This is a genomic window from Frondihabitans sp. PAMC 28766 (genome assembly GCF_001577365.1).
Classification (GTDB): domain Bacteria; phylum Actinomycetota; class Actinomycetes; order Actinomycetales; family Microbacteriaceae; genus Frondihabitans.
Genome location: NZ_CP014513.1, coordinates 111,214 through 127,986 on the forward strand (window position 1 = coordinate 111,214; position 16,773 = coordinate 127,986).

At 70.6% G+C, this 16,773-nt stretch carries 19 protein-coding genes; 12 read left to right on the top strand and 7 right to left on the bottom strand.

The window, feature by feature from the left end; all coding sequences use genetic code 11:
* The first annotated feature begins 43 nt into the window (after window positions 1–43).
* From AX769_RS00500 to AX769_RS00515, 4 genes are all read left to right on the top strand, one after another.
* Window positions 44–709, top strand: a complete 666-nt coding sequence (locus AX769_RS00500) for an SDR family oxidoreductase (RefSeq protein WP_066274729.1) — start codon at window positions 44–46, stop codon at window positions 707–709.
* Between the two features lie 309 nt (window positions 710–1,018).
* Window positions 1,019–1,972, top strand: coding sequence for a Dyp-type peroxidase (locus tag AX769_RS00505; RefSeq protein WP_369824050.1), 954 nt, complete (start codon window positions 1,019–1,021; stop codon window positions 1,970–1,972).
* A complete protein-coding gene (locus tag AX769_RS00510) occupies window positions 1,969–2,781 on the top strand; it encodes a family 1 encapsulin nanocompartment shell protein (RefSeq protein ID WP_239451887.1) in 813 nt (270 codons plus the stop codon). Before AX769_RS00505 ends, AX769_RS00510 begins: the two co-directional genes overlap by 4 nt.
* Window positions 2,778–3,452: a nucleoside/nucleotide kinase family protein gene (locus tag AX769_RS00515; protein WP_082763380.1), complete on the top strand. Its 675-nt coding sequence runs from the start codon at window positions 2,778–2,780 to the stop codon at window positions 3,450–3,452. Before AX769_RS00510 ends, AX769_RS00515 begins: the two co-directional genes overlap by 4 nt.
* On the opposite strand, the gene AX769_RS00520 is transcribed toward AX769_RS00515, so the two are convergent.
* The 4 genes from AX769_RS00520 to AX769_RS00535 form a co-directional block, all read right to left on the bottom strand.
* Window positions 3,420–4,298, bottom strand: a complete 879-nt coding sequence (locus AX769_RS00520) for a helix-turn-helix transcriptional regulator (RefSeq protein WP_066274734.1) — start codon at window positions 4,296–4,298, stop codon at window positions 3,420–3,422. The two genes, AX769_RS00515 and AX769_RS00520, sit on opposite strands and share 33 nt — an antisense overlap.
* Before the next feature lie 63 nt (window positions 4,299–4,361).
* The gene (locus tag AX769_RS00525; protein ID WP_066274735.1) at window positions 4,362–5,621 is read right to left on the bottom strand and encodes a hypothetical protein; all 1,260 of its coding nucleotides are present in this window, start codon (window positions 5,619–5,621) and stop codon (window positions 4,362–4,364) included.
* Between the two features lie 163 nt (window positions 5,622–5,784).
* Complete coding sequence (locus tag AX769_RS00530; protein WP_066274738.1) at window positions 5,785–7,293, bottom strand: carboxylesterase/lipase family protein; 1,509 nt, start codon at window positions 7,291–7,293, stop codon at window positions 5,785–5,787.
* A 30-nt stretch (window positions 7,294–7,323) separates the two neighbouring features.
* Window positions 7,324–8,061 carry a sulfite exporter TauE/SafE family protein gene (locus AX769_RS00535; RefSeq protein WP_066274743.1) on the bottom strand — a complete coding sequence of 246 codons (738 nt, stop codon included), beginning with the start codon at window positions 8,059–8,061 and terminating at the stop codon, window positions 7,324–7,326.
* Window positions 8,062–8,287: 226 nt separating this feature from the next.
* Between AX769_RS00535 and AX769_RS00540 the strand changes: the two genes are divergently transcribed.
* The gene (locus tag AX769_RS00540; RefSeq protein WP_066274745.1) at window positions 8,288–8,704 is read left to right on the top strand and encodes a nuclear transport factor 2 family protein; all 417 of its coding nucleotides are present in this window, start codon (window positions 8,288–8,290) and stop codon (window positions 8,702–8,704) included.
* Window positions 8,701–9,060 (top strand): YciI family protein, encoded by a 360-nt coding sequence (locus tag AX769_RS00545; protein WP_066274746.1) that lies wholly within the window; start codon window positions 8,701–8,703, stop codon window positions 9,058–9,060. Before AX769_RS00540 ends, AX769_RS00545 begins: the two co-directional genes overlap by 4 nt.
* Before the next feature lie 15 nt (window positions 9,061–9,075).
* Here the strand turns inward: AX769_RS00545 and AX769_RS00550 are convergent, their stop codons facing one another.
* A complete protein-coding gene (locus tag AX769_RS00550; protein WP_066274747.1) occupies window positions 9,076–9,636 on the bottom strand; it encodes a TetR family transcriptional regulator in 561 nt (186 codons plus the stop codon).
* A gap of 110 nt (window positions 9,637–9,746) precedes the next feature.
* Between AX769_RS00550 and AX769_RS00555 the strand changes: the two genes are divergently transcribed.
* Window positions 9,747–10,661 (top strand): oxidoreductase, encoded by a 915-nt coding sequence (locus tag AX769_RS00555; protein ID WP_066274749.1) that lies wholly within the window; start codon window positions 9,747–9,749, stop codon window positions 10,659–10,661.
* 151 nt (window positions 10,662–10,812) lie between these two features.
* On the top strand, window positions 10,813–11,118 hold the full coding sequence (locus AX769_RS00560; protein WP_066282955.1) for a putative quinol monooxygenase: 306 nt from the start codon (window positions 10,813–10,815) through the stop codon (window positions 11,116–11,118).
* 136 nt (window positions 11,119–11,254) lie between these two features.
* On the opposite strand, the gene AX769_RS00565 is transcribed toward AX769_RS00560, so the two are convergent.
* Window positions 11,255–11,827 carry a TetR/AcrR family transcriptional regulator gene (locus AX769_RS00565; protein ID WP_066274752.1) on the bottom strand — a complete coding sequence of 191 codons (573 nt, stop codon included), beginning with the start codon at window positions 11,825–11,827 and terminating at the stop codon, window positions 11,255–11,257.
* 184 nt (window positions 11,828–12,011) lie between these two features.
* Window positions 12,012–12,683 (bottom strand): hypothetical protein, encoded by a 672-nt coding sequence (locus AX769_RS00570; RefSeq protein ID WP_066274755.1) that lies wholly within the window; start codon window positions 12,681–12,683, stop codon window positions 12,012–12,014.
* 157 nt (window positions 12,684–12,840) lie between these two features.
* Here AX769_RS00570 and AX769_RS00575 point away from each other — a divergent pair, with 157 nt between their 5' ends.
* The 4 genes from AX769_RS00575 (at window position 12,841) to AX769_RS00590 (ending at window position 16,765) form a co-directional block, all read left to right on the top strand.
* Window positions 12,841–13,935, top strand: coding sequence for a LacI family DNA-binding transcriptional regulator (locus tag AX769_RS00575; protein WP_066274757.1), 1,095 nt, complete (start codon window positions 12,841–12,843; stop codon window positions 13,933–13,935).
* 119 nt (window positions 13,936–14,054) lie between these two features.
* A complete protein-coding gene (locus AX769_RS00580) occupies window positions 14,055–15,377 on the top strand; it encodes an ABC transporter substrate-binding protein (protein WP_066274759.1) in 1,323 nt (440 codons plus the stop codon).
* Window positions 15,374–16,117: a sugar phosphate isomerase/epimerase gene (locus AX769_RS00585; protein ID WP_066274763.1), complete on the top strand. Its 744-nt coding sequence runs from the start codon at window positions 15,374–15,376 to the stop codon at window positions 16,115–16,117. Before AX769_RS00580 ends, AX769_RS00585 begins: the two co-directional genes overlap by 4 nt.
* Window positions 16,118–16,150: 33 nt before the next feature.
* Window positions 16,151–16,765: a HutD family protein gene (locus AX769_RS00590; protein WP_066274765.1), complete on the top strand. Its 615-nt coding sequence runs from the start codon at window positions 16,151–16,153 to the stop codon at window positions 16,763–16,765.
* Window positions 16,766–16,773 lie beyond the last annotated feature (8 nt).

Consider the following 16,773-nt stretch of genomic DNA (forward strand, 5'->3'; position numbering starts at 1 on the left):
TACCGTGGGCGCCGTCTTGTTCCACCGCTCGGAAGGAATCACCATGACCACCATCGCCATCGTGGGCGCAGGCTCTGGCCTCGGCCTCGCCGTCGCCCGCCGCTTCGGGCGCGAGGGCTTCTCCGTCGCCCTGATCTCGCGCAACCAGGCTCGTCTCGACGACCTCGCCGCCACCCTCGAAGCCGAAGGCATCACGGCTGCCGGCTTCACCGCGAACGTGCGCGACACCGACTCCCTGCGGACCGCTCTCGAGACCGCGTCCGAGCAGCTCGGCCTCGTCGAGGTGCTGCAGTACAGCCCGCTGCCCGCCAAGGAGTTCATGCGCCCCGTGCTCGAGACGGTCGCCGCCGACCTGGTCGGGCCGATCGAGTTCTCGGTCTACGGGCCGGTGACGGCCGCGCGCCAGGTGCTGCCGGGCATGCGCTCTCTCGGCCGCGGCACGATGGTGTTCGTCAACGGAGCCAGCGCCGTGCGCCCGCGCGACCGCGTGACCGGCACGTCGATCGCGTTCGCCGGCGAGAGCGCCTACGCCGAGCTGCTGCACGAGGCGGTCGCCCCCGAGAACGTGCACGTCGCCCAGCTGATCATCCCCCGCGGCATCGGCGGCGGCGAGCCCTCGCACGAGCCCACCACCATCGCCGACAGGATCTGGGGCATCCACGCCGACCGCGGTGACTTCCGCACCTTCGTGGCGCCGCTCGACCTCTGACTGCGACACCCGACCTTTCGGCCGAGGTCCCAGCGCCGCGGCGCTGGGACCTCGGCCGATTTCCGGGGTCCCACCGGCAAGCGGGTCGCCTGCGAGGGGCCCCGCCGCACTGGCGCACCGCCCGCAGGCACGGCACGATGGGGTCGTGCACTCATTGGCCTCCGGCGACCGGACCCCGATCGCGACGCAGTCGATCGACGCGCCGCTGTCACGGTCGGCGATCTTCCTCGTTCTGAGCATCGCACCGGGGCAGGTTGCACTCGAGGCCGTCCGCGACGGGCTCTCGGGGTATCCGACCTGGTCAAGACCGTGTCGTTCCGCGATCTCGGCGGGCACCTCTCGTGCGTCGTCGGCATCGGGCCTCAGGCGTGGGACGCCCTCAACCCCGACGCCCGCCCGGCCGAACTGCATCCCTTCCCCGTGCTGAGCGGGGCCCGGCACACGGCGGTGTCGACGCCCGGCGACCTCCTCTTCCACATTCGCGCCGAGCGCGAAGACCTCTGCTTCGAGTTCGAGCGCCTCCTGCTCGACTCCCTCGGCGACGCCGTCACGGTGGTCGACGAGGTGCGCGGCTTCCGCTACTTCGACACCCGCGACCTGCTCGGCTTCGTCGACGGCACAGCGAACCCTGTCGGCGACGACGTCCTCACGAGCGCGGTGATCGACGGAGACGACGACCCCGTGTTCGCCGGCGGCAGCTTCGTGGTGGTGCAGAAATACCTCCATGACGTCGCCGCGTGGAACACCCTCACGACCGAGCAGCAGGAGGCGATCATCGGCCGCTCGAAGCTCGACAACGTCGAGCGCGACAGCGACGCCGAGCCGTACCCGTCGCACAAGTCGCTCGCGACGATCACCGACGAGACCGGCCGAGAGTTCGACATCCTGCGCGACAACATGCCGTTCGGCCGCCCGGGCCAGGGCGAGTTCGGCACCTACTTCATCGGCTACGCCGCGCGCCTCTGGGTCGTCGAGCGGATGCTCGAGCGCATGTTCGTCGGCGACGAGCAGGGCCGCTACGACAAGATCCTCGACTTCTCGACGGCCGTCACCGGCACGACCTTCTTCGTGCCGCCGCTCGAGATGCTCGAGAGTCTGGGCGAGATCGACGACTCGGGCGAGGCCGACGACGAGGCGACCTCTGTCGACATCACCCCGAGCAGCACCGGCACCCCCACGACGACCACAGGATCCGACGGCTCACTCGGCCTCGGATCCCTCCGACGACCGACACCGGCGTCGTCCTCCGAAAGGACATCATGATGGACCACCTGCTCCGCTCCCACGCCCCGATCACCGACCTGGCCTGGAAGGCCCTCGACGAGGAGGCCTCCGCCCGGCTCGCGCCCGCGCTCGGCGCACGCAAGCTCGTCGACTTCACCGGCCCGCTCGGCTGGGAGCACTCCGCGACCAACCTCGGCCGCGTCGGTGCGGTCGTCGCGGCACCGACCGAGGGCGTCATCGCCCGGTCGCGCGTCGTCCAGCCGCTCATCGAGGTTCGCGCCGACTTCCGCATGTCGCTCGACGAGCTGCTGACCGCGTCGCGCGGCGCCAGCGACCTCGACTTCTCGGCCCTCGACCACGCCGCCGAGCACTTGGCCGAGACCGAGAACGCCGCCGTCCTCGCCGGCTGGGCGCAGGCAGGCATCGTCGGGGTCTCGGAGGCGAGCCCTCATGATCCTGTCGTCGTCGACGGCTCCCCGGCCAGCTACGCGGCGGGCGTCGCCGAGGCCGTGGCGACTCTCAAGCGCAACGGCATCGGCGGCCCGTACGCCCTCGCCGTCGGCCCGCTCGACTGGGTTCGCGTGATCGAGTCGAGCGAGCACGGCGGCTATCCGCTCGAACGGCACCTCTCGAGCGTGCTCGGCGGCCCGATCGAGTGGTCGCCCGGCTTCTCGAGCGGCATCGTGCTGAGCCTCCGGGGCGGCGACTTCCTGTTCGAGTCGGGTCAGGACGTCTCGCTGGGCTTCGCCTCGGCCGACGACACCTCGGTGAACCTCTACCTCGAAGAGTCGTTCAGCTTCCGTGTCGTGACCCCTGAGGCGGCGATCGCGCTCTCCGTCGCCGCGTGAAGGCGGTTCCGCAGCACACGGCCCTCGGGCCGAACGCGGCAGCGCGGCTGTCGGCGCTCCTCGACGGCGGCGACCGCGTGCTGCTCGGCATCGTGGGCAGCCCCGGCGCCGGCAAGTCGACACTCGCCGAGGCAGTGGTCTCGGCGACCACTGCGCAGGGCGTCGAGGCCGCCTGGCTGCCGATGGACGGCTTCCACCTCGCCGACGTCGAGCTCGACCGGCTCGGGTTGCGGGCGCGGAAGGGCGCCGAAGCGACCTTCGATGCGGCCGGCTACGTCGCGATCCTGCGCCGTGTCGTCGCGAGACAGGATGCCGTCGTGTACGCCCCGGCCTTCGACCGCACCCTCGAGCAGCCCGTCGCGGGCAGCATCCCGATCCCGTCGACGGCTCAGCTCGTGGTCACCGAGGGCAACTACCTGCTCGCCGACGGGCCGCGGTGGGGCGAGGTGAGCGCGATCCTGACCGAGTCGTGGTTCTGCACCGTCGACGACGAGCTGCGCCGAGAGCGACTGAGGCAGCGGCACGTGCGGTTCGGCAAGACGCCGCAGGATGCCACGGCGTGGGTCGCCCAGGTCGACGAACCCAATGCGGTGGCCGTCGCCGCCACTCGGCCGCGCGCCACGGTCGTGCTGAGCCCCTCAGCCGATGGCCGCTGGGACCTCGTCGCCTGAGACGAACTCCGTCGCGGCCCAGCTGGCGAGCAGCTGCAGCGCCGTGGCCGACGACGAGGCGGGCTCGGCCGAGTAGGCCAGGAAAGTGAGGCCCGGGTCCATCGTGAGCTCCATCGCCTCGAACGACAGCGTGAGATCGCCGACGACCGGGTGGTGGAACCGCTTGGAGCCCGCACGGTGGCGGTAGACGTCGTGCTGGGCCCAGCGCACGCGAAACTCCTCGCTGCGCGTCGACAGCTCGCCGATGAGATCGGTCAGGCCCTTGTCGAACGGGTTGCGGCCGGCCTCGGCCCGAAGCGAGGCCACGACGCCGTCGGCGATCTGCTCCCAGTCGAGGTAGAACCCGCGAGCCCTCGGGTCGAGGAAGGCGAAGCGCGCCGAGTTGGGGCGGCGGGCCGGGTCGAAGAAGATCATCGAGTAGAGCGCGCGGCCCTGCTGGTTGGACGCGAGGAAGTCGGTGCGGGCGTTGCGCACCCAGGCGGGGCCGTCGATCGCATCGAGGAGGCGCTGCACGGTCGGGCGGATCTGCTGGCTCGACGGCTTGCGGCGCGTCGTCGAGCTGGCGTTGGCGACCCGAGCGAGGTCGAAGAGGTGCATCCGCTCGATGTCGTCGAGCTGAAGGGCCCGGCAGACCGCCTCGAGCACGCTCTCGGAGACGCCCGCGAGGTTGCCGCGCTCGAGACGGACGTAGTAGTCGACACTGACACCGGCGAGCATCGCAACCTCTTCGCGGCGGAGGCCTGCGACGCGGCGATGACCGCCGAAGTCGGGCAGGCCGGCCTGCTGGGGCGTGATCCGGGCACGCCTCGTGGCGAGGAAGTCGCGCACCTCGGTCTTGTTGTCCATGAGACAACGGTACGACGCCTCGCCCGCGAGCAGGGAGGTACGGCGAGAACCCCCGTTCTCGGATCAGCCGCAGTTCACGCTGTCCAAGAAGATGTAGTCGAGGCTGTTCAGCTGGTCGTCGATCGGGATCGTGACGTGCGACTTCTGCCCGGCCGTCAACGCGACGGTCGTCGTGCGGGTCGCCTTGTCGTCGCCCGTCTTCGAATCCGAGAAGCCCCACGTGAACGTGGCCGCCGGGCAGGTGCTCGGCGCGGTCAGCTCGAGCTGCCAGCAGCCGTCGGCGGCGGTGCAGGCGCCCGACTGCACGAGGGTCCAGTCTTTGTCGGCGAACGCGTAGTTGCCCGCGTCAGTGTTCGAGCCGGTGTTGGTGTTCGGGCTGTCGGGCGAGCCCGCGTTGACGTTCGAGCCGCCGACCGGTGCCGAGCCCGTCGTGCTGGCAGCGTCGTGCGACGCGTTCTGGATGATGCCGGGCACGGCGAAGGCCAGCAGCAGGGCGACGATGATCGCGATCGGGATCCAGAAGCGGCGACGCACGAGTCGCGCCCGCCCGACGAGCGGAGGGGCCCACGCCGACGACATCGCGTAGGCGGGCGCGCCCGCACCGGGGGCGCCGTAGGCGGACGGGCCGACGCCCGGAGCGCCGTAGGCAGGAGCACCGGTGCTCGGCGCGGAGTACGGAGGAACACCGCCGGCAGGCGACCCGTACGGCGCAAGCGCTCCGGCGTCGCCGAAGGCCGGCGGGGTGGCCGTGGCCGCACCCCACGGCTCGGCGTCCAGCGCCGACGAGAACTCCTCGAGCGACATCGCGGGGCGGCCGGTGGCGGCGCGCTCGGCCGCGGTCTCGGCGAGGTACCGCGGGTAGGCCGCGGCATCCTGGTCACGACGCACCTGGAGGGATCGGGCGGACAGAGCCCGATTCGCATCCCGGTCGGCCTTGCGGAGGTTCGCCAACCCGCTGACGAGCCGGATGAAGCCGAAGATGATGGCACCCCAGAGGATGAGGAAGGTCTGGCCCAGGTCGCCGAGATAGCCGAGGATCGTGACGATCGAGCCGATGCCGAACATCAGCGCCCCGATCAGGATCTGCCGTTTGGCCGACCGGCGGTACGGCTCGGAGAATGCCTGCCACGCGCCCGGCTCGGGCGCCCAGAACTGCCAGCCCTGCGGTGCGGGGGCGATGGCAGGCCAGCCGGCGACGACCGGGGGCAGCCAGCCCACGGGCGGCTGCCAGCCCTGGTTGCGCGCCACCCAGGCGGGCGACGGCTCGGGCCACCCGGCAGGGGCGGCGAAGCGGAGCGGCGGTCGAACTGGTGCGAAGGTCACAGGATCTCCTGTCGTGGTGGCCCCCCAGGAACCACGAATGGTCATAGCCCGTTCACAGTAACGGGGCGGTGGCACCGGCAGGCAGCCCCCGAACGGGGCCGTTCGGGTCGGTGCCGCCGCGTCAGCGCGTCAGCGTCAGCGTCAGCGCGTCAGCGTCGGCGCGTCAGCGCTTCGGCCAGAGCGCTCGCTCATCGGCCCGGTCGTCGACCGTCACGCGGTTCTCGACGTCGAAGCGCATACTCGTGCGCGACTCCGCCGTGTAGGGCGCCCAGCCCGGGTCGCCCGTCGTGGCGAACCGCACCCAGGCGTCGTGCACGCTCGTAGCGAGGTCGGCGGGCGCCGACCCTCCGGTGAGCTCGGCCACGGCAGGGTCGTCGAGGGTGTCGAAGACGAACGGCAGCTCGATCGCGTGGCAGGCGCCGAGGCGACCGCCGAACGCGGGTGACTGCCAGGCGAACTCGTACACGTGCGCGTGCGGATGCGCGGCGGCGAGCCGCAGCGCCGGCATCCGGTAGTACCCGTCGGTCAGGATCGCGGCCGTCACGTCGCCCTTCCGCGCGCCCGGCCGGTTGCGGCGATACCGCCCCACCGTGCCCGGGCGCCGAGCACCGAACGTCCACGCGAAGAGGTTCGCCGCAAGCCCCGGCATGGTGTCGGCCGCCCCCGACGGCACGAAGAACAGCCGCGCCTCGTCCGCGTTGGTGCCGATCAGCAGCTCGACGTTGTGGGCCGCGCCCGCCGCGATGAGGTCTTCGGGGCGGCCGGGCAGGATGTCGCCGTCGACGACGGGCTCGAAGATCATGAGGTTCTTCGCGACGTCACCCCAGAGCTTTCGGCGCGGCTTCTTCGCCGCCTCGCCGGCGACCTGGGTCGACGCGGTCACGAGCGCCTCGACCGGCACCGAGGCGATGCCGTCGCGGGTCGGGGCGACGCCGAGGATCTCGGCGAGACGCGTCGCGACCTTGCGGGCCGACTCGGGGCTGATCACGCTCACCCCGGCCCCCGATTCGGCGATCGCCCGGTGAAAGAGCCCCGTCGCCCGCGGCATCGCCATGAGTGCGCAGACACTCATGCCACCCGCCGACTCGCCGAAGAGCGTGACGCGGGCAGGATCGCCGCCGAACGCCCGGATGTTGTCGCGCACCCACTCGAGAGCCGCGACCTGGTCGAGCAGGCCGAGATTCGGCACGCCGTCGCCCGTCCAGAAGAAGCCGTCGGCACCGAGGCGGTAGTTGATCGTCACGAGCACGACCCCGTCGCGAGCGAAACGGGAGCCGTCGTAGACCGAGACCGACCCGGATCCTGAGGTGAACGAACCGCCGTGGATGAACACCATGACCGGAGCGTCACCCTCGAGATCGGGAGTCCAGACGTTCAGGTTCAGGAAGTCGTCGCCCGGCGCGACACGGTTCGGGAGGAGCGGGAGGCCCTCCGCCGGGTTGGGCGCCTGTGGGGCTGTCGGCCCGAACCCGGTCGCGTCGCGGACGCCCGACCAGGCCGCCGGCGGCGCGGGAGGCTGGAAACGCAGGGCGCCGATCGGCGGGGCGGCGAACGGGACGCCCAGGAAGGCGGTGACGCCGTGATCCTGCCGCCGGCCCCGCACCGGGCCCGACGAGGTCGAGGCGACGGGCTGCTGGTCGGAGTGCGGGTGGGTTTCGGCGCTGGTGTCCACGAGCCGACGCTATCAGCGCGCTCGGGCACGTCATACCAGGCTGAGGATCATCCCGGCAGCACCGACCACGAGCACCGCGTCGATGAGCACCTCGTAGGTGCGCGCGGCGATGCGCGACACGATGCGGCGCGCAGCGAGGGCCCCGATGAGCAGCGCGGCCCCGATGATGAGACCCCGGGCGACGATCACGGGCGAGAGGGCGCCGGCGGTACCGAACACCGTGAGCTTGCCGCCGTAGAGCATCAGCGAGCTCGCCGCCTCCGACCCGAGGAAGGCCCCGCCCGACAGGCCGTACCCGGTGAAGATCGGCACGCTCAGCGGCCCGGTCGACAGCACCAGCCCGGTCAGGAATCCGACGACGGCGCCCGCGATCACCATGTGCCGCAGTCTCAGGTGCAGCTCGCGGCGCCGAGCCAGACGGCGCAACGGGATCATCACGACGAAGAAGACGGCGAGGCAGACGTCGACGACGGTCGGCGGAATGCTGAGCAGCGTGTGGGCGCCCAGAGCGGCCGCGGGGATGCCGGGCAGTGAGTAGGCGATCACCGGCCGCCACTGGATCTCGCGCCACCAGGCGATCACGCGCCCGATGTTGGCCATGACCGCGGCGATGCCCATGACGGGCACGGCGACGCGCGGGCCGTAGAGAAGGACGAGCAGGGGCAACAGGATCAGCGACGAACCGGTGCCGACGATGCCGCCCAGCACCCCGGCGGCGAGGGCGAGGACGAAGAGCAGGACGAGAGTGAGGCTGGCAGAAACGAGCATGGGGATCCGTCTGGCCGACTGCGTTCGCGTCGGCCGCGGATCCTCCAGGCTTTTGTCCGTTGAGATGACCGGGCCGTCTCGATCGGGCCCGGTGGCGCCGCTCGGACCAGGCGTGCCGCACGCGGCACCGGAACCCTAGGCGCTATCGATGGTCAGACTACTCCGGGCCTCCGTCAGGTCCATACGGGGCCTACCGCCGGAGTCGCCGAGCAACTAGCTTGTCTGCATGACGGCGGACGAGGCGATGCGGCTGCGGGCTCTCGTCGAGCAGCACTGGCTGGCGTCCGAGCAGGGCGAAAACGAAGCCGAGCACGCCCTCTACGCCGACGACGCGATCCTGGACTACCCGCAGTCGGGCGAACGCTTTCGGGGGCGCGAGACGATCGCGGCCCAGCGTGGCGGGCACCCGGCCGAGCGCCACTTCGCCGTGCGCCGAATCGTCGGCGACGGCGCCCTCTGGGTCAGTGAGTGCGTGATCACCTACGACGACGTGCCGACCACCACTGTGTCGATCATGGAGTTCGTCGACGGCTGCGTCTCGCACGAGACGCAGTATTTCGGCGAGCCGTTCCCTGCCCCGATGTCGCGAGCGCGACTGGCGGAGCCGATTGTGAGTCACCTGCCCGAAGGAGGACAGCCATGACCGAATACCTCATCGCCTTCAACGACGAGTGGGTGCCCGATCACACCATGGACGAGCTGATCGCCAAGTCGAAGGTCACTCGGGCGCTCATGGCCGAGATGGCGGAGGCCGGCGTCTTCGTCTACACGAACGGTGGCCTCGTCGCCGAGACGCCGGTCTTCAGCGTCGACGCCTCGAGCGGCGAACCCGTCTTCACCGACGGCCACTTCGCCGACACCCCCGAGCACCTCGGCGGCTTCGTCGTCATCGACGTGCCCGACGAGGCGGCCGCCCGCCACTGGGCCGGCCGAGTCGCCGTCGCTTGCGGCTGGCCGCAGGAGGTGCGGCCCTTCCCCGAACGGGCACGCTTCAGCTAGCCGCCCCGCTCGGGCTCAGGCGAGGAGCGCCCGCACAGCGTCCGCGACGAGGGCGGCCCGCGCGTCGGCGCCGGGCACGTCGGCGACGGCGGCGAGCTCGTCGGGCATCTCGGCCCACACGGCCACGATCTGCAGGATCAGCGCCAGCAGGGTTCCGGCCGGGTAGCGGTCGGTGAGCAGACCCGCGGCCTGCGCCGCCGCGAGCTGGTCGATCTTGTCGCGGTTGCTCTCGACGGCCGCCTGCACGAGCGGGCTGCCGGCACGCTCCAGCCGGTGCCAGGTGGCCAGGCGCCCGACGTCAGGAAACGCGTCGTTGCCCCGCGCGAGACTCGCCGCATATCCGGGCAGGTCGGCCGGGTCGAGCGGCACTCCTTCCACTACCTGACCGACGATGCTGGTGAACACCGCGTCGAACAGCCCGTCCTTGCTGCCGAAGTAGTGGTAGATCTGCGCCTTGTTGCTGCCCGACTCGAGCGCTATGCGGTCGACCCTCGCCCCTGCGATGCCGTACGCAGCGAACTCCTTGCGGGCAGCCGCGAGCAGCCGCGCCCGCGTCGCATCCGCATCTCCTGCCATGAGTTCACTCTAGCGACTAACCAGTCAGTTGACGCATCGCAGGATCGTCGATATGGTCGCCTCGTCAACTAACCGGTTAGTCGTAGCGACGGCCGAGATAGGAACCTCCCATGAACACCTTCGACGCACACCACCTGCCCACCCAGGCAGGAAAGACAGCCGTCGTCACCGGCGCCAACAGCGGCATCGGCTTCGAGACCGCGAAGGCCCTCGCCCGCGCCGGCGCGCACGTCATCCTCGGCGGCCGCAACCTCGCGAAGGTGGAGGAGGCCCGCCGGGCACTGCAGAGCGAAGTACCATCGGCCTCGACCTCGACCGTCGCCCTCGACCTGGCAGACCTCGCCTCCGTCCACTCGGCCGCCTCGGCGATCCTGGCCGAGCACGGCTCCCTCGATCTGCTCGTCAACAACGCCGGCGTGATGGCCGTCCCCGAGCGGCGCCTGACGACCGACGGCTTCGAGCTGACCTTCGGCACCAACCACCTCGGCCACTTCGCGCTGACCGGCCTCCTGCTGCCCGCCCTCCTCGCCGCCCCGTCGGCGCGTATCGTTCAGGTCAGCGCCCAGGTCGCGCGCCGCCGCGGAATCGACCTCGACGACCCCGAGAGCGAGCAGAGCTACTCCCCCATGGGCGCGTACGCGAAGTCGAAGCTCGCGAACGTCCTGTTCGTCGAAGAGCTCGCCCGTCGGGGCGCCGACCCTCGGCTGACACCGGTCGCCGTGCACCCCGGCACGAGCATGACCGGCCTGCAGCGTCACGGCTCGCGCGCCATGCAGGCGATCGCCGGCCTCCTGCTCGAGCGCCTCGTCGGGCAGAGCACCGAACAGGCGGCTCTGCCCTCTCTCTTCGCCGCCACCCAGCCCGGCGTCGCGCCCGGCGCCTTCGTCGCGCCGACGGGTCGTGCCGAACTGCGCGGCGCCCCCGGCTTCGTCCGGCTACCGCCCGCCGCCGACGACCGCGCGGCTGCCGCCGCGCTCTGGGCCTACTCGGAGGCGCGGACGGGCGTCCGCTTCGAGGTGGCGTGACGCCGAGCTCGCGTGCCTGAGCTCACCGCGCGCCGCGGCCTTCCCACCCGAAAGCGACAAGTGCGACGCGACATCGGCGTGCGGTTGTCGCATTCGGGAGCGCGGGGCCCGAGGCGGCGCGCGAAGTCGCCATGCCTCTATGGTGTCGGGCATGCCCGATCCGTTGTCCAGCGAAGTGCGCCTCAGCGGGCTGCTCGTGTGCGCGAGTGCCGAGCAGGCCGCGGTCGTCGCGCGATATCTGCCCGCTCACGCCGCGCTGACGCGAGCCGAGCCGGGCTGCGTCTCGTTCGAGGTCACGCCGACGGCCGATCCGCTGGTGTGGCAAGTGGACGAACGCTTCACCGGCGAGTCCGTCTTCAGGGCGCACCAGGATCGTGTCGGGGCCAGCGAGTGGGGCCGGGTGACGGCGGGCATCGAGCGCCGCTACTCCATCGGCGGCACCGCGGCGGGCGGCTAGACCCTCGCCGGCGGACACCACACCCTGCCCAGGGCCACCGCCGCGTCTGCTCGCGCGGGTCTCCGCCGCATCCGAGGGCGTGCGCCGCATCCGAGGGCGTGCGCCGCATTCGAGGGGCCACGCCGAAGTCGAGGCGCTACAACACCCGTGCCGAGTCGGCGACCCTCGCCAGCTCGCGAAAAGCCTCGTCGATCTCGGCGTGCAGCCCCCGCGTTGCGTCCTCGAACCAGCGCGCGGTCGCGATGCCGAGCAGGTCCATGCCGATCCGGGCCGCGAAGGCCGCCGGCCGAGCCGCGACACCGCGACGTTCGAAAGCCGCCGTGAGGGTCTCGACGAGGCCCTCCACCTTGGACATCTGCCGCTCGCGAAGCGCAGGCGTCGCCAGGATCACGGGCGCGCGCCGTTCGGTCACCGGCCGATTGCCCTCGAAGAGTGGCACCGACTCGTGGAAGGCCGCCCTCAGCGCCTCCAACGGAACCACCTCGGAGGGGACGGCCTCGAGCGCCCAGTTCAGCCCGTCGCTCAGCTCCGCGTCGCCGTCGAAGAACACCTCGCGTTTGTCGGCGAAGTGCCGGAAGAAGGTGCGCTCGGTGACACCGGCGCGCTCCGCAATGCTGGCGGCGGACGTCTCGTCGTAGCCACGCTCGACGAAGAGATCGAGCGCCGCCTCTTGCAGCCGCGCCCTGACGATCCGTCCGTCCCGGGGCATGGAGCGAGAGTACCAGTGCCGTCAGTCGCTGACAGAACACACAAGGCATGTCCGAGCCCGAGACGACGAAAGCCCGCCGCACGCGAGGCGTGCGACGGGCCCTATCGGGTTGTCCGGGGCATCCAATCCCCGGACGCCGTCCGGAGCGCAAGCGAACCGGACGTTCAGGGGTGGAGTGTCGGAATTACTTGGAGATCTGAGCGGTGATGGTGGCGACACCGACGAGGAGGTCCGCCTTGACCGCGGTGGTCTTGAACGTCGAGTCGAGCAGCGAAGCAGCCGTCGACGACACGTGGACGGTGGTGCCGGTCAGGATCGCGTCCTTGCCCTGCAGCTGCAGCGGCTTGAGCGTGCCACCGTGAAGGTTGAACAGCGGAGCCTGGACGGCCGCGACCTTGCCGTTGACCGAGACATCGCCGTAGAGCAGCGAGTTGCCGGGGTTGATGGTGAAGTCGGCGAGCGTGACCGACGTCGCACCCGACGTCAGAGTGAGGCCCGAACCGTCGTGCTCCAGGATGCCCTGCACGTACGGGCGGTAGTTGCTCTTCGGCGACCAGTAGACGACCGAGCCGCCCGTGATCGGGAAGGTGATGTCGCTACCGGTGAGCTTGGCCGTGCCGTACACCGACGGGGTCAGCTTCAAGCTCTTGAGCGCGGCGAGGAAGTTGCTGTCCAGCGCGACACCCGTGGTACCACCGAGAACGGCGGGAACGGCAGCGGCGGGGGCGGGGATGCTCTTCGCGGCGGCGAGGTGCGTCGACGCCGCGTTGGCCTGAGTGACACCGACACCGGCGACACCGGCGACGAGAACGGCGGCAGCAGCGAAGCTGATTCCAGCTTTGGAGATCTTGCGCATGGGAGGTCCTTTATTGGATGAATGGTGAACACCGGTTGAGTGTTCGTTGGGCGCTTGCCCGATGACCTGTGTTCGCTGCCCCTGCCAAAAAGGGTGGGACGAGTTCTCGACCGTGACCATTCCGTGACCTGATCGACCCGTTCCCTAGGATGAGCGCATGTCGAGAGCGAGCGAGCGAGCCGGAGGGCCGAAGCCTCGGATCACGATCGTGGATGTCGCTCGCGCGGCCGGAGTCAGCAAGGGCGCCGCGTCACACGCCCTCAACGGGCGCCTCGGCGTGTCGGAGGAGACCCGCCAACGCGTGAAGGCGGCGGCCGTCGACCTCGGCTGGTCGCCGAACAGCGTGGCCAGAGCTCTGTCGGGCGCTCGGGCCGGCGCGATCGGCTGGGCCATCGTGCGCAGCGCGAAGTCCGCCACGATCGACCCCTACGTGACGCAGCTCTTCATCGGCATCGAGCTCGGGCTCGCCGACACCGACGTGGCCCTGGTGGTCAAGCTCGTCGCCGATCGCACCGAGGAGGAGGCGCTCTACCGCCGCTGGGCGTCGTCCCGACGGGTCGACGGCGTCGTCGTCACCGACATCGACGCCGACGAGCGGCGTTTCGCCCTCCTCGACGACCTGGGGCTGCCGGTCGCGGCGTTCCGCAGCTATCGGTCGGAGCAGGACGGCGACAGGTCGAAAGCAGGGCGGCAGGATCCCGAGACGGCGAGCGTCCCGTCCGTCTGGCTGGACGAGCAGCGCGGCGTCGATGTGATCCTGAACCACGCGCACGAGCTCGGCCACCGACGGATCGCCTGGATCTCCGGCGATCCTGTGCGAAGCTCGGTGCTCCTCCGCGAGGTGGCGACGCTCCACTGGGCAGAACAGCACCCCGGTGCCCTGGTGTCGACCGAGTGGACCGACTACAGCGCGGCCGAAGGCGCCGCGACGGCCGAGCGCCTTCTGCGCCGGGCCGAGCCCCCGACGTTCCTCGTCTTCGACAACGACCTGATGGCTCTGTCGGGCCTCTCGATGTGCCATGCCCTCGGACTCCGGGTGCCGGAGGAGGTTTCGGTCGCGTCGTTCATCGACTCCGATCTCTGCGATGTGGGTGTTCCGCCGATCACGGCCCTGCACCACGAGACCGTCGCCTTCGGCGAGCAGCTCGCCACTCGACTCGTCGGAGTCGTCGACGGCGCCGAGACACCCGACGTCGTCGTGTCCCCCCTCCGCCTGCGGATCCGGCCCAGCACCGGCCCCGCACCCGCCTGAGCCATTGACCCGGTGGCCGAACGGGTGCTACTTTCACCCGAGGTAAACCGGTTTGGTTCCGCGCCCGACGCGAGTCGGGCCGCACGCATCCGATTGCATCTCAAACGAAGGAGTTTGACATGAGCGACTCATCGTTCTTCCGCCGCCCGGTGACCAGGCGGGCCCTCATCGGCGGTGGCATCGCCACCGCCGCGGCCGCCGCCCTCGCGGCCTGCTCGCCGTCCGGCTCAGGTGGCTCCAAGGCCGCGGGCGCCGACCTGAAGTTCTGGGACATGGTCTGGGGCACCGGCACGGCCTACACCGCCAAGGCGAAGTCCATCGCCGGTGGCTACAAGCCGACAGGGTCCAATCGCGGCGTCACCTACCAGTCCGTGCCGTGGGCCAACTGGTACCAGACGTTCACCTCGGCGGCGGCCTCCAAGACGACGCCCGCCGTCAGCACGGGTGCGGCCTTCCTGCCGTTCGCCTTCCTCGAGCAGGGGTCGGTCGCCCCCGCCGACGACCTCATCGACCTGCTGACGAAGAACGGCACGAACGACTTCCTCCCGGGCCTCTTGCCCGCGATGAAGACGAAGAAGGGCTACGCGGCGGTGCCGTGGTCGCTCGACCTCCGGGTGCTCTGGTATCGCGAGTCGCTGCTCGAGAAGGCCAACGCCGACGTGCCCACCGACTGGGACAGCTTCATCGCCGCCGGCACGAAGCTGCACAAGATCGGCGTGACGGGCCTCGGCATGGCCGGGTCGAGCACCACGACCGACGCCCAGCACACCGTCGCGGCCCTTCTGATCAACAATGGCGGTGGTCTCTTCGCCGAAGACGAGACGCCCGACGCGGTCACCGACCGCAACATCGAGACCCTCGACTTCTTGAACGAGTGCGTGCAGAAGGGCATCATCTACGCCGGTGCCGCCGCGTACACCTCCACCAACCTCGCGACCAGCTGGACGAACGGCTCGGTCGGCATGGGCTTCAACCAGACCGGCCTCGACAAGACCTTCCCCAAGGCGTCGCAGGATGACGTGAAGGTCGCGAGCCCCCTGACCGGCCCGCACGGCGACAAGGGCACCGTCTACTACATCAACCCGCTCATGATGTTCACGACGACCCCGTCGCAGAAGTCGTCGGAGGCCTTCGTCGCCTGGTACCTCGACCAGATCCACGAGTTCTGGACGAGCGGGGTCGAGACCGACCTCCCGGTCAAGAAGAGCATCACCGACCTCCCCGTCATCCAGAACAACCCCAACCTGGTCAAGTCGATCAACGAGTGGCAGCCCCTCGGCAAGACGATCGGCGCGAAGGCGCCGTCGGCATTCGCGGCCCTCAATGCCGTCGACGGCGGCAGCGCGAGCGCCACCTTCGTGCAGCAGATCATCCAGGGCAAGACGGCCTCGAAACAGATCCTCGAGACGCTGCAGTCCGCCCTCGAGAAGGCGGTCAAGTGACGTCGGCCCCGCGTTCGGTCCAGCTCTACTCGGTCAGAGACGCCCTCGCGCACGATCTGGGCGGAACCCTGCGCGCTCTCGCCGCGATCGGCTTCACGAACGTCGAGCCGTATGGCTTCGTCGACCGGGCCGACGAGTACGCGGCGGCGCTCGGGGAGGCAGGGCTCGTCGCGCCGTCGGCTCATGCCGGTCTCGTGTCGGCGCCCGATCCTGCCGCCGTGTTCGCGGCCGCGCAGAAGCTCGGCGTGACGACGGTGGTCGACCCGGCCATCCCGGCCGAGCGCTGGACGACACGGTCCGACGTGGTCGCGAGCGCCACCCGGCTCGGCGAGCTCGCAGCCCAGGCCGCCGACTTCGGGCTGACGGTCGGCTATCACAACCACCAGTGGGAGTTCGAGCCCACGGTCGACGGGGCGGTCGCCTTCGAGGTCTTCACCGATGCGCTCGCGCCCGAGGTGGTGCTCGAGATCGACACGTTCTGGTCCACCGTCGGTGGCGCGGACACACCCGCGCTCCTCCGCTCGCTCGGCGACCGCGTCACCCTCCTGCACATCAAGGACGGCCCGCTGAGCCTCGACGACGACCTCCAGCTGCCGGCCGGGCAGGGCGCGCTCGACGTGCCCGCGATCCTGGCCGCGGCGCCCACGGCCCTGCGGGTGATCGAGTTCGACGGCTACGTCGGCGACCCCCTGGAGGGCATCTCGGCGTCCTTCGCCTGGCTCGACGACCACGACCGCTGAGCGCTCGGGCGGACGGTCTGATCGAATGGGTGCATGGCCACTCTCATCCGCTTCGCGGACCTGACCCCGGCACCGTGGGCCAACGGGCTCGGTTCGACGACGGAGATCGCACGCGGCATCGGCTCGGGCCGGCTCGACTCGGGTGGGGCCGACCGGGGTGGTGCCGACTGGGACTGGCGCATCAGCGTCGCCACGATCGAGGCCGCCACCCCGTTCTCGGCCCTGCCCGGAGTCGACCGCGTCTTGATGGCGCTCGGCCCCGATCCGCTGACGCTCATGGTGGAAGGGAAGCAGCACGACCTCCAGCCGCAGGAGACGCTCCAGTTCTCAGGTGAGGACGACGTGCGGCCGGTAGGCGTCGACACGCCCGGTCGGGACGTCAACCTCATGACGCGTCGCGGCGCCTTCCACGGCAGCCTCCATCTGACGAGAATCCGGAACGGGCTCACCGTCGGCAGCACCCCTGGGACGCGGGTCGCACTCATCCTCCTCGAGGGCGCGGGCGTCGTCGCCCAGGAGGGCGAGACGGCGCCAACGCTTCAGCTCGGCCCGCTCGGCACCCTGCTCGGCGACCCCGGCGAGCCCATGACACTCCTCGGTGCCGCGACCTACGCCCAGGTCACCCTCTGGCCCGCCAACACCGTCTGACCGCACTG